Source organism: Ensifer sp. 38_S197 (assembly GCF_056924495.1).
The window spans coordinates 1790207-1802496 of sequence record NZ_JBXOVZ010000002.1; the positions used below are offsets into that span (position 1 = coordinate 1790207).

12 protein-coding genes are annotated in these 12290 nt (G+C 63.7%); 8 read left to right on the forward strand and 4 right to left on the reverse strand.

The features are described from left to right. Nucleotides 1-174: 174 nt before the first annotated feature. Nucleotides 175-870 (reverse strand): HAD family hydrolase, encoded by a 696-nt coding sequence (locus tag AC1Z3V_RS21705; RefSeq protein WP_429807810.1) that lies wholly within the window; start codon nucleotides 868-870, stop codon nucleotides 175-177. Between the two features lie 180 nt (nucleotides 871-1050). Here AC1Z3V_RS21705 and AC1Z3V_RS21710 point away from each other — a divergent pair, with 180 nt between their 5' ends. Continuing rightward, nucleotides 1051-1719: a GntR family transcriptional regulator gene (locus AC1Z3V_RS21710; protein ID WP_057250651.1), complete on the forward strand. Its 669-nt coding sequence runs from the start codon at nucleotides 1051-1053 to the stop codon at nucleotides 1717-1719. A gap of 23 nt (nucleotides 1720-1742) precedes the next feature. On the opposite strand, the gene AC1Z3V_RS21715 is transcribed toward AC1Z3V_RS21710, so the two are convergent. Continuing rightward, entirely contained in the window at nucleotides 1743-2423 is a 681-nt protein-coding gene (locus tag AC1Z3V_RS21715; RefSeq protein WP_483501634.1) for an ArsR/SmtB family transcription factor, read from the reverse strand. A gap of 93 nt (nucleotides 2424-2516) precedes the next feature. On the opposite strand from AC1Z3V_RS21715, the gene AC1Z3V_RS21720 reads away from it, so the two are divergent. The 4 genes from AC1Z3V_RS21720 to AC1Z3V_RS21735 all read left to right on the forward strand — a co-directional run bounded on the left by AC1Z3V_RS21720 (nucleotide 2517) and on the right by AC1Z3V_RS21735 (nucleotide 5095). Beyond that, a complete protein-coding gene (locus tag AC1Z3V_RS21720) occupies nucleotides 2517-2837 on the forward strand; it encodes an NIPSNAP family protein (protein ID WP_429807816.1) in 321 nt (106 codons plus the stop codon). 3 nt (nucleotides 2838-2840) lie between these two features. Further along, entirely contained in the window at nucleotides 2841-3191 is a 351-nt protein-coding gene (locus AC1Z3V_RS21725; protein ID WP_483501635.1) for an antibiotic biosynthesis monooxygenase family protein, read from the forward strand. Nucleotides 3192-3326: 135 nt separating this feature from the next. After that, nucleotides 3327-4457, forward strand: coding sequence for a site-specific DNA-methyltransferase (locus tag AC1Z3V_RS21730; protein ID WP_429807822.1), 1131 nt, complete (start codon nucleotides 3327-3329; stop codon nucleotides 4455-4457). A 236-nt stretch (nucleotides 4458-4693) separates the two neighbouring features. Continuing rightward, nucleotides 4694-5095 carry a YkvA family protein gene (locus AC1Z3V_RS21735; RefSeq protein WP_429807825.1) on the forward strand — a complete coding sequence of 134 codons (402 nt, stop codon included), beginning with the start codon at nucleotides 4694-4696 and terminating at the stop codon, nucleotides 5093-5095. Nucleotides 5096-5147: 52 nt separating this feature from the next. Here AC1Z3V_RS21735 and AC1Z3V_RS21740 read toward each other — a convergent pair whose 3' ends face one another. Together AC1Z3V_RS21740 and mutY are read right to left on the reverse strand one after the other, a co-directional pair. Further along, nucleotides 5148-5765: an HAD family hydrolase gene (locus AC1Z3V_RS21740; protein ID WP_429807828.1), complete on the reverse strand. Its 618-nt coding sequence runs from the start codon at nucleotides 5763-5765 to the stop codon at nucleotides 5148-5150. An 81-nt stretch (nucleotides 5766-5846) separates the two neighbouring features. Beyond that, nucleotides 5847-6935, reverse strand: a complete 1089-nt coding sequence (gene mutY, locus AC1Z3V_RS21745; RefSeq protein WP_483501637.1) for an A/G-specific adenine glycosylase — start codon at nucleotides 6933-6935, stop codon at nucleotides 5847-5849. Between the two features lie 93 nt (nucleotides 6936-7028). Between mutY and AC1Z3V_RS21750 the strand changes: the two genes are divergently transcribed. The 3 genes from AC1Z3V_RS21750 to smc all read left to right on the forward strand — a co-directional run bounded on the left by AC1Z3V_RS21750 (nucleotide 7029) and on the right by smc (nucleotide 12060). Then, nucleotides 7029-7535 (forward strand): DUF721 domain-containing protein, encoded by a 507-nt coding sequence (locus AC1Z3V_RS21750; protein WP_173515854.1) that lies wholly within the window; start codon nucleotides 7029-7031, stop codon nucleotides 7533-7535. 115 nt (nucleotides 7536-7650) lie between these two features. Continuing rightward, nucleotides 7651-8496, forward strand: a complete 846-nt coding sequence (locus tag AC1Z3V_RS21755; protein ID WP_483501639.1) for a DsbA family protein — start codon at nucleotides 7651-7653, stop codon at nucleotides 8494-8496. Between the two features lie 102 nt (nucleotides 8497-8598). After that, nucleotides 8599-12060, forward strand: a complete 3462-nt coding sequence (smc, locus tag AC1Z3V_RS21760) for a chromosome segregation protein SMC (protein WP_483501640.1) — start codon at nucleotides 8599-8601, stop codon at nucleotides 12058-12060. Nucleotides 12061-12290: the final 230 nt, after the last annotated feature.

Sequence of the window (12290 nt, forward strand, 5' to 3'; positions counted from 1 at the left end):
TGACAGGAGGTGGGTCGCCATAGAGATTTTCGGAGGGACGCGGCGCCACTTCAATGTGTCATCGTGTCCCTCGGCGCCTAATCGGACGCCTGCCGTGGTGGCCGAAGGCTTTTTTTCCGCTCCGGCCGAAAGCCGGGGCGAAAGGGGTGGCGGCCGGACGTGGCCTTTTCGGCGTTAGGCCGTCATGGACTCCGACCATTCGGAAAGCGCTGCGATCACGCCGGGAAGGGCCGTCATCCGCGAGATCACGGTTTCGGCGCCCGCTTCCGTCAGCTTGTCGGCGTGCGACGGAAAGGTGTGGGAGCCGCCGGTGAAGCCGACGACGCGCATGCCAGCGGCGCGGGCGCCGTGGATGCCATGCACCGAATCCTCGATGACCAGCACCCGCGACGGGTCGACGCCCATCTGCTTGGCACCGTGCAGGAAGATATCCGGCTTCGGCTTGACCCGATCGGGTCCGAGGTCGCGCGCTGAGTAGATGTGCGGGCCGAAGTGGTCCTTGATGCCGACCTTGCCGAGCATCATCGCCAGCCGCGCCGAGGTGGAATTCGAGCAGATGCAATGGGGCAGCGTGAGCTGCAGCAGCATCGGCTTGACGCCATCGATGATCTTGACGTCGCGTTCCAGACGCTCGTCGAGAATGGTGTCCACCTTGCCGATCAGCGATGCGGAAAGCGGGATGCTCGCTTCCTTCTCGATCTGCAGCAGCGTGTTGTGCCAGGTCATGCCGGCAAAGCGCTCGGCCATCTCTTCGACGCTGATCGGGTAGCCCGCTTCGGTAAGCAGCGCGGCTTCCACTTCCGAGGCGATGATTTCGGAATCGACGAGAACGCCGTCGCAATCAAAAATGATGAGATCGATACCGGTCATTTGGAACAGTTCCCTGGGAGGAGAAGGCGCCACAGGCAGGGGGAGGATAGCTTGCGCGGCGCGGGGCTTTCGTACGCCAGAGCTTTATACGAAGGCGGCCGAAAGCTCAACCTTTGGAAATCATCGAAACCGTTGCTCCGCTTGCTCGACAGCATTGTTTCGCGGCTCTATCTGTAGACGATGGAAAAGCAACAGGACGATACGCTTGCAAGTCGCATCAGCAGGGCTCTCGCCGAGAGGATCATCTCCGGCATCCTGATGCCTGGCGAGCGCTTGCGGCAGGATCATATCGCCGAGGAATTCGGCGCAAGCCATGTTCCCGTTCGCGAAGCCTTTCGGCGGCTGGAGGCCCAGGGGCTTGCCGTCAGCGAACCGCGCCGCGGCGTTCGCGTCGCCTCCTTCGATCTCAAGGAGGTGAGGGAAGTTGCCGAAATGCGTGCGGTTCTCGAGGTTCTGGCCCTTCGCCACGCCATCCCGCATCTGACGCCGGCGATCCTTGACCGGGCGGAAGCGGCGACGGTTGCCGCCGATACCTCGCGGGACGTGCGCTCCTGGGAAGCGGCGAACCGCGCCTTTCACCGATTGATCCTGCAGCCCTGCGGCATGCCGCGGCTGCTCGCGGCCATCGACGATCTGCATGCGGCGAGCGCCCGTTTTCTCTTCTCCGCCTGGCGCACGAGCTGGGAAGCGCGCACGGATCATGACCATCGCGCCATCCTTGCCGCCTTGCGCGAAGGCCGTGGCGACGAAGCGGCAAAGATCCTCGAGCGGCACGTGGGATGGATCGGCAAGACGCCGGTCAGGACCGCTGCGGGCGAAACCCGCGAAGCCTTCTCGATCGTTGGCTGAGATCGCGTCCGCGCTACGGCCGCCTATTGCGGAAACAGCTCCGAAAACGCCTTCTCGCCGCTTGCGGTAAAGCGGACGGCGCGGCTGTTTGCTTCGCGCTTCGCCCAGCCCTTGTCGATGAAAAGCGTCAGCAGCGCCTCGCCGAGCGAGCCGGCAAGATGCGAGCGACGCTCGCTCCAGTCCAGGCAGGTGCGGCAGATCGGGCGGCGCGATTTCTTCAGTGCCGAATAGTCGATGCCCAATGCCTCGATCCGGCCTTGGCCAGCCGGCGTCAATGCGAGGTAGTCGCCGTTGATCTCGATCTGCTTCTCGGCGATCAGGCTGTCATACATGCGCACGCCATAGTCGCCGGCGAGGTGGTTGTAGCAGACGCGCGCTTTTCGCAGCGCCGGATCCTTCGGGCCGGGGCGGTGGCGGTTCATGCCGCGGCTTGCCGCGAAGCCCATAAGGTTCTCGAGCATCAGGCCGACTTCATCCTCGGCCAACTGGAAGTAGCGGTGCCGCCCCTGTTTGCGCTGGCTGAGCAGGCCACCGGTCTCGAGTTTGGAAAGATGGGAGCTTGCGGTCTGAAGCGTGATCCCGGCATGGGTGGCAAGTTCGGTCGCGGTAAGCGCCCGACCGCCCATCAGCGCCGTCAGCATGTTGGCGCGTGCGGGGTCGCCGATAAGGGAGCCGATAAGAGCGATGTCAGGACCTTCCTTCATACTTCGATCGTAGTCGAAGCATCCATGTCGGACAAGCGTGCATAGTCGTCCCATCGAAGGCCGGGTAACAGGCCAGGCCACAAGGAGACGACGATGATCACCTGCTTCATCCGCTACGAAATCGATCCCTTCAAGAAGGAGGAGTTCGCCACCTATTCGCGCAACTGGGGCGAGGCGATCCCGCGCTGCGGTGCGGATCTCATCGGCTATTTCGGGCCGCATGAGGGGTCGGCGACGACGGCCTACGGCGTCTACAATGTCGAGAGCCTTGCGGCCTACGAGGCCTATCGGGCAAGACTTGCAGCCGATCCGCTCGGCAGGGAAAATTATGCCTTCGCCCGCCGCGAACGGTTTATCCTGAAGGAAGACCGCATTTTCCTGAAGAACGTTTCCGCGGCCATCGGAGGAAAGTGAATCATGATTGCCGTCATCTTCGAAGTCCTGCCGGCCGCGGGGCAGCGCGACACCTATCTCGGCATTGCCACCGACCTGCGCCCTCTGCTTGACGACATCGATGGTTTCATCTCGATCGAGCGGTTCCAGAGCCTGGCTGATCCCGACAAGGTGCTGTCCCTGTCCTTCTGGCGCGACGAGGAGGCGGTGAAGGCCTGGCGGAACGGCGCCGAACACCGCGCCGCCCAGGATGCGGGACGTCACGGCGTCTTTGCCGACTATCGCCTGCGCATCGCTTCCGTCATCCGCGATTACGGGTTGAACGAGCGCCGTGAAGCGCCGGCCGACAGCCGCGCCTTTCACGACTCCAAATGAATCGTCGCGGCAAAAGTTCTCACTAACATGGCGTGACTACGCACTTTTTCGGAACGGCCTTCAGGCTTTGGTAACCATCTTCGGTAACCATAAGCTCCATAGTCCGTTCCGAGTAAGCGTATTTGCGAGTTGTCCATGTCTTCAGTTGTTTCGCTTGCCGAAGTCTCCCGCTCCACCCGCCCGCTGGGTTGGCTCGACAGCATCATCAAGGGTGACTGCGTTGCGGCGCTCAATGCGCTTCCCGACAATTCGGTCGACGTCGTTTTCGCCGACCCTCCCTACAACCTCCAGCTCGGTGGCATGCTGACCCGTCCCGATCAGTCGGTGGTCGATGCCGTCGACGACGAATGGGACCAGTTCGCCTCCTTCGAGGCCTATGACGCCTTCACCCGCGCATGGCTGCTCGCCTGCCGCCGCGTGCTGAAGCCGACCGGGACTCTCTGGGTCATCGGTTCCTACCACAATATCTTCCGCGTCGGCGCCATCCTGCAGGATCTGCACTTCTGGATTCTCAACGACATCATCTGGCGCAAGACCAACCCGATGCCGAACTTCAAGGGCCGCCGTTTCCAGAACGCCCATGAAACGCTGATCTGGGCGACGCCGAACGCCAATGCCAAGGGCTACACCTTCAATTACGATGCGATGAAGGCCGCCAATGACGACGTGCAGATGCGTTCCGACTGGCTGTTCCCGATCTGCTCCGGCCACGAGCGGCTGAAGGACGAGGACGGCAAGAAGGTGCATCCGACCCAGAAGCCGGAAGCGCTGCTTGCCCGCATCCTCATGGCCTCGACCAAGCCGGGCGACGTCGTGCTCGATCCCTTCTTCGGTTCCGGCACGACGGGTGCCGTCGCCAAGCGTCTCGGTCGTCACTTCGTCGGCATCGAGCGCGAGCAGGATTACATCGACGCGGCATCGGCGCGCATCGATGCCGTCGAACCGCTCGGCAAGGCCATGCTGTCGGTCATGACCGGCAAGAAGGCTGAGCCGCGTGTCGCCTTCAATACGCTGATCGAAAGCGGGCTGATCAAGCCCGGCACGGTGCTCACGGACGCAAAGCGCCGCTACAGCGCCATTGTCCGCGCCGACGGCACGGTCGCTTCCGGCGGTGAGGCCGGCTCAATTCATCGCCTGGGCGCCAAGGTCCAGGGGCTTGATGCATGCAATGGATGGACATTCTGGCACTTCGAAGAGGGGAACACCCTGAAGCCCATCGACGAACTCAGAACCGTCATTCGAAATGATCTGGCAAAACTGAACTGATCAACCAGTTCGGCCAGATCCTTCGAAAGGCGCTCCGACCGGTTTTTGTACCTTCAGTCCCGGAAGGAGAGCTTTAAATGCCCGGAATCCTCAAAGGGGATTCCGGGCATTTGTATGTTTTCGGGCCGGAACGGTTGACGCGAGAGGCTGGGAAGCTTCGCCTGATTGCCAATCCTTGCGTCCGGAAATAGGGTTCGGAGAAACCAGTCTTCACCCGAACAAGGGTTGCCATCCGCATGACCTCGCCCGATCGACTCCAGCGCGCGAAGCAGTGGGCGCGTCAAATCAAACGCGACGTCGTCGCGCTCTGGTTCGCCGCGCGCGACCCTCGAACGCCGCTTTCGGCGAAGTTCGTTGCCGGCGCCGTCGCCGCCTACGCGCTGTCGCCGGTCGACCTGATTCCCGATTTCATACCGGTGCTCGGCTACCTTGATGATTTGCTCATCGTTCCGCTCGGCATCCTGCTGGCGGTGCGCCTCGTGCCGCCGGCGCTCATGCACGAATTTCGGGACCGGGCGACGGCATTGGAGGAGCGCCCATCCAGCCGCGGCGGCCTGGTCGCGATCCTGTGCATCTGGCTGGCGGCCGCAGCGCTTGCCGGCTGGCTGGCGTGGCGCGTCGTTTCGCCCGAAAGCTGAAGGCGCGCCGTAGCTTGGCCGCCGTTCCATCGACCGGGCGAAACGGCTTGCGTCAGGGATGGATGCCGTATGAAGCGAGGTCGGCCTTCAATTTCTCGGGGTCGACGAAGTGCACCGCGTGCCAGCCGGCGAGCCGCGCGGCTTCGACATTTGCGACGCTGTCATCGATGAAGAGGGTCGCTGACGGGGTCAGCCCGAAGGTCCGCGCATGCGTTTCGTAGATGGCGATATCGGGCTTGATGAGCTTGACGTCGCCCGAAACGGTAACGCCGCGCGGCAGGGTCAGGAAGGGATAGAGGGTCTGGGCCTCGCGGAACGTGTCGGAGGCGAAGTTGGTCAGCATCGTCACGTCGCGCCCCTCGGCGATCAGCCGTTCCAGCAGCGAAACCGTCTCGACATAGGCGTGCGGCACCATCTCCTGCCAATATTTGCGGAAGGCGCGGATCTGCACTTCGCGATCGGGAAAATCCTTGATCAAAAGCGCTTCGGCCTCCTCCCAGGAGCGGCCGCGATCCTGCTCGATATTCCAGTCATGGGTGCAGACATTGGCGAAGAACCATTCCCGCTCCGCCTCGTCGGGGATGATGCGGCTGAACGGCAGATTGGGATCATAATGAATCAGCACCTTGCCGATGTCGAAGACGATGTGGCGGATCTCGATGCTGCTCATGGACGTATTCCTTACTTGGTCTTTTAGATCAGAAGTTAGGCCGGGATGCGGGCGAGGACCCCGCCTTCTCTATATCCCGTTCTAGCGGTCCGCCTTGAAGGCATGCGGGATCGCCTGGGCGATCGCCTTTTTCATGACCGTCGGCAGCGCCTGGGCCTTCAGCGAATGAACCGGTTCCCACCAGCCGTCGCCGTCCGTTCCGGCGCGCGCGACATTGGCGCGGTAGACGGAGAGACGCAACTCGAAATGTGTGAAGACGTGGCTGATGGTCCCGCAGTCTTCCCAGTGCGCGGCGAAGGGTTGGGAGGCGAGCGAGGTGTCGCCGTCCTGTCGCGCCGTCCAGCCGGTGCCGGGCACCTCGGTCATGCCGCCGAGCAGGCCGCTCTCGACCCGCTTGCGCAGATAGACGGCATTGTCGGCATCGATCGCGACGAAGGCTGCGCCGCGCCGGAGCGGTTTGTCCTTCTTCTGCGCCTTGCGCGGAAAGGTCTCGGGATCGGCAACAGAGAGGGCCCGACAGTGCGAACGGAAGGGACAGAGCGAGCAGGCGGGCCGCTTCGGGGTGCAGATCGTCGCGCCGAGATCCATCATCGCCTGGGCGAAATCGCCCGGACGGTCATCGGGCGTAAGGGCGGCGACGCGGGCGCGCATCTCGGGCTTCGCTGCCGGCAGGGGCATTTCGATTGCATAGAGCCGCGAGATCACCCGCTCGACATTGCCGTCGAGCACCGCACTCTTTCGGTTGAAGGCGATCGCGGCGATTGCAGCGGCTGTGTAATCGCCGATGCCGGGAAGGGATTTCAGTCCTTCCTCCGTGTCGGGAAAGCGGCCGCCGTGGTCGTTCGCGACGGCTTCGGCACATTTCTTCAGGTTACGGGCGCGGGCATAGTATCCAAGCCCGGCCCAGGCCTTCATCACGTCCTCATTGTCGGCGCGCGCCAGGTCCTCGACGGTCGGCCACAGCGACAGGAATTTCTCGAAATAGGCTTTTACCGCCTGGACGGTCGTCTGCTGCAGCATGACCTCCGACAGCCAGATGTGATAGGGATCGGCGACGACCCCTCGCTTGGCCATAGGCGGCGAGACCCGCCAGGGCAGGTCGCGGTGGTGCCTGTCGTACCATTCCAAAAGAAGGGGTGCGGCGTCGGCCGCCGGTATCGGATCGTGCATGATTTGCCGGGAGCTCTTTTTCCGGCCTATACTTGGCGAAGCGGAGCCGCGGCATCAAGGCTCAATCGACATTGCATACAGAAAGTCGCTTTCGTGAGTGAGCAGAAGCCCCGCAAGGGTGTCGTCCAGATCAGCGAGGTCGCCAACGGCCTGATCGACCCCGTGCTTGCCAAGCGCGCAGGCATCAACACCATGCTGCTCGGCTCCTGGGACGAAATCGCCGGCGAGGACTTCGCCGATTGCACGCGGCCGGAGAAGATCGCCTGGCCGCGTCGTGCCTCGGAAATCTCGGGTGAGGGCGGTTACCAGCCGGGCGTGCTGACAGTTGCCTGCGAAGGCGCGCGTGCGCTCTTCCTGACCCATGCCCAGGGAGAACTGATCCAGCGCATCAACGGCTTCTTCGGATTCTATGCCATCGGGCAACTGCGCATCGTTCAGAAGCCCGTCTCGCCGCAGCTCAAACACCGCGGCAAGCCGAAGCCGCTTTCGGGCGAGCCCGCGCGCCGGCTGGAGGCGATGGTCGAGGGCATCGAGAGCGAAGAACTGAAGGCAGCCTTGCGGCGGCTTGGGACGGCCGTGCTGGCGCCGCGACGGCGATAGGGCCATCAGCCGGTCACAATTCTTTGAATTCTGTTGACGCCCGGCCACTTGCCGCCCTGCGCGCAGCAAGATATCGAATCCGCAGCATAAATCCCTCCGAACACGGGTCAAATTCATGTCCGCTTCCGCAATGAACCTTACGAAACGCCTGCTCAGCGGTGCCGCCATCGCAACCGTCGCCCTGGTGCTTGCTGCCTGCAGCGACGAAAAGAAGGAAACGGCCTCGACGACCGCGCCGACCGAGACGGCGGCAAAGCCCGCAACGGACGCCACCACGACCGGATCGACGACTGCGACCCCGGCCAGCACCGAAGCCAAGCCGGCGGCCAGCACCGAAGCCAAGCCGGCGGCAGGCACCGAAGTCGCTCAGTCGACCGCCGCCCCCGCGAAGGTCGAGCTTCCTTCCTCGGAAGGTTCGGTCGATCAGGCCAAGCTGCTCGAGCCGGGCGCTTTGCCGGAAATGGCGCTGGGCGAAGCTAACGCGCCGGTGACGATCGTCGAATACATGTCGATGACCTGCCCGCATTGCGCGGCCTTCCACAACGAGACGTTCGAAGCGATCAAGACGAAGTACATCGACAGCGGCAAGGTCCGCTTTATCGTACGCGAATTCCCGTTCGATCCGCGTGCGGCGGCTGCCTTCATGCTGGCGCGTTGTGCGCCGGAAGGCCAGTATTTCCCGATGATCTCCATGCTCTTCAAGCAGCAGCAGCAGTGGGCCGCGGCCCAGAACGGCCGTGACGCGCTGCTGCAGATGTCCAAACTCGCCGGTTTTACACAGGAGAGCTTCGAGGCCTGCTTGACGAACCAAAAACTTCTGGATGATGTGAACTCTGTCATGCAGCGGGGCGCAAAGGATTTTGGCGTAAAGGCGACGCCGACCTTCTTCGTCAATGGTGAGCACTATTCGGGGGACATGTCGGTTGACGTTATGTCGGCCCTCATCGACAGCAAGCTCTGATCCTTCGCTTTTCCTGAAAACGGGCGACGGCAGCAGCCGTGCGCCCGTTTTTTTCGTTTCGCGGCCCTGTAGAGGGGGGTATCTGGCCCCAGCGTCCACCGCATGAAGTTCAACAAGCTCCGCCTGCTTGGCTTCAAATCCTTCGTCGAACCGACCGAATTCATCATCGAGCGGGGCCTGACCGGCGTCGTCGGGCCGAATGGCTGCGGCAAGTCCAATCTCGTCGAAGCGCTGCGCTGGGTGATGGGGGAGAACTCCTACAAGAACATGCGCGCCTCCGGCATGGACGACGTGATCTTTTCCGGATCCGGCAACCGTCCAGCGCGCAACACCGCGGAAGTCGGCCTCTATCTCGACAACAGCGATCGCACGGCGCCCGCGGCCTTCAATGATAGCGACGAGATCCAGGTGACGCGCCGCATCGAGCGCGAGCAGGGTTCGGTCTATCGCATCAACGGCAAGGAGGCGCGCGCCAAGGACGTGCAGCTGCTCTTCGCCGATGCCTCGACCGGCGCCCGTTCGCCGTCGATGGTCGGGCAGGGGCGTATCGGTGAACTGATCGCCGCCAAGCCGCAGGCCCGCCGCCAGCTTCTGGAAGAGGCAGCCGGCATTTCCGGCCTGCATTCGCGCCGGCACGAGGCGGAATTGCGCCTCAGGGCAGCGGAGACCAATCTCGAGCGCCTCGACGACGTCACGTCGCAGCTCGAAAGCCAGATCGAGAGCCTCAAGCGCCAGTCGCGCCAGGCCAATCGCTTCAAGATGCTGTCGGCCGATATCCGCAAGCATGAGGCAATCCTGTTCCATATCCGCTGGGTGCAGGCCAAGGAGGCCGAGGCCGAAGCGACGAGCCAGCTCAACCAGATCACCGCACTGGTCGCCGAAAAGGCGCAGTTGCAGATGCAGGCGGCCAAGGAACAGGCGATTGCCAGCCTGAAGTTGCCGGAACTGCGCGAGAACGAGGCGCGGTTCGCGGCAGCACTTCAACGCCTGCAGATCGCCCGCGCGCAGCTCGAAGAGGATGCCGGCAGGATCCTCAGGCGGCGCGATGAATTGCAGCGCCGTCTGGCGCAGCTTGCCGAAGACATCGCCCGCGAAGAGAGGCTCGTCGTCGACAATGCCGGCATTCTGACGCGGCTCGACGAGGAGGAGGCCGAACTTGGCGATTTGCTTGCCGAGGCCGACGATCGCGCGACGCAAGCGCGTGAGCGGCTGGAGGAAGCGAATGAAAGGCTCGCCGGCAGCGAAGCGTTGTTGGCGCGATTGACCGCTGAACGCGCCGAGGCCCAGGCCGGTCGCAACCAGCTTGAGCGGACGCTGCGCGATCTCTCGGAGCGACAGGCTCGGCTTGCCCGGCAGTTGGCCGAGCAGTCGCGCGATCTCGACGAACTCGACAGGCAGATGGCTGCACTTCCCGATCCGCACGAGAAGCAGGGGCAGGTCGAGGTCGCAGAGGCCGCGCTCGAAGAAGCGGAAGCCAATGTGCTTGCGATCGAGGAGGCTCTGGCTGACGCGCGACGCGCGGAGGTTGAGGCGCGTCCGCCGGTCGATCGCGCACGTGCCGCTCTCAACGGCATAGAAACCGAAGCGCGCACGATTCGCCGCATGCTGGAAGCTGTGGCCGGCGGCGCCTATCCAGCTGTCGTCGAGGAGATGGAGGTCGACCGCGGCTTTGAGACCGCATTGGGTGCCGCGCTTGGCGACGATCTCGATTCGCCGCTCGACAGGCACGCGCCAGCCCACTGGCGCGCGCCGGGCGATCATGCCGGCGACGCCGATTTGCCCGAAGGCGCAAGCCCGCTGATCGCGCATGTGAAGGCGCCGGAAGCGCTGACGCGTGCGCTGAAACAGATCGGCATCGTCGCAAGCGAGGCGGAAGCGGAGCGGCTGCTGCCATTGTTGAAGTCCGGTCAGAGCCTCGTCACCAAGCAAGGCTCCGTCTGGCGCTGGGACGGGCATGTGACCGGTTCCGAGGCGCCGAGTGCCGCCGCCCTGCGGCTGGCGCAGAAGAACCGCCTCGCCGAACTCGACATGGAGGCTGAAAGTGCCGCAGAGGCACTGCGTCGGGCCGAGGCCGAACTTGCGGCCGCCGGCACGCGCATTCGTGCCGAAGACGAAAGACTGCGGCTCTCGCGTGATACTCAGCGCATGATCACGCGGCAGCTCGCCGAAGCCCGTGACGCGCTTGCGGCTGCCGAGCGCGCCTCGGGCGATCTTGGCCGTCGGCGCGCGGTATTGGCGGAAACACGCAGCCAGATCGAGGCCCAGGTCGAGGAAGTGGCCGAGCAGATCGAAACGGCGAACGACGCGTTGGCGGATGCGCCCGATCTCTCGGAACTGGAATTGAAACTGCGCACGCAGACGGCCGACGTCGCCGCCGATCGCGCCGCCGTCGCCGAAGCCCGTGCCGCCCATGACGGCCTGGCGCGCGAGAACGAGGCGCGCCAGCGACGCATCGCCGCGATAGCCAACGAGCGCAAGACCTGGAAGGCGCGCGCCGCAAGCGCCGAGGAACACATCGCGACGTTGCGCGACCGCGAAGCGGAAGCCCGCGATGAAGTGGAAGAGTTGATCGACGCCCCTGACGAGTTCGATGACAAGCGCCGCTCGTTGATGAGCGAATTGCAGAAGGCTGAAGCGGCCCGACGCGAGGCGGCCGACCTCCTCGCCGAGGCGGAAAATCACCAGCGCGAGGCGGATCGGCAGGCGGCAACCGCGCTTTCCGAGCTTGCGGAATTGCGCGAGAAGCGTGGCCGCGCCGAGGAGCGGTTGGTCTCGGCCCGCGAACGCCGTGTCGAGATCGAAGCGCGCATCCAGGAGGCGCTCTCCTGTGCGCCGCATGAGGTGATGCGCCTGACCGGGCTCGCGGTCGACGAAGCGCTGCCGGACATCCGCAACATCGAGCGTGAACTCGAACGGCTGAAGATCGAACGCGAACGGCTCGGCGCTGTCAACCTGCGCGCCGAAGAGGAGCAGAAGGAGCTTTCCGAAAAGCTCGCTCTCATCCTCCGTGAGCGCGACGACGTCATCGAGGCGATCCGCAAGCTCAGGAGCGCCATCCAGAACCTCAACCGCGAGGGCCGCGAACGCCTGATCGCCGCCTTCGACGTGGTGAACGTGCAGTTCCAGCGGCTGTTCACCCATCTCTTCGGCGGCGGCACCGCCGAACTGCAATTGATCGAGAGCGATGATCCGCTGGAAGCGGGCTTGGAAATCCTCGCCCGTCCACCGGGTAAGAAGCCGCAGACGATGACCCTGCTTTCGGGCGGCGAGCAGGCGCTGACGGCGATGGCGCTGATCTTTGCGGTGTTCCTCACCAACCCGGCGCCGATCTGCGTACTCGACGAAGTGGACGCGCCGCTCGACGACCACAATGTCGAGCGCTACTGCAACCTGATGGACGAGATGGCGGCCTCGACCGAGACCCGCTTCATCATCATCACCCACAATCCGATCACCATGGCCCGGATGAATTGCCTCTTCGGTGTGACCATGGCCGAGCAGGGCGTGTCCCAGCTCGTCTCCGTCGATCTGCAGACGGCGGAACGGCTGCGCGAAGTGGTCTGATCAGAGTTTCCCCGACCTGATCGATTAAGGTCCGGCTGACTGAAGCGGATTGCCATGACGGGTTATTCTTGAATGCGCCCCATCGCGTGAGGTTGCGGCAGTTTTCGTGATGGAGCCGGCAATGTGGGCGGCTAGGCCTCTGGCGGGCATTGCTGCATGATTCCGCAAATCGGAATCGATTTAAGGACCAAGACACCCAGTAAATCAAAGTGCTACAGCGACCTTTGCGC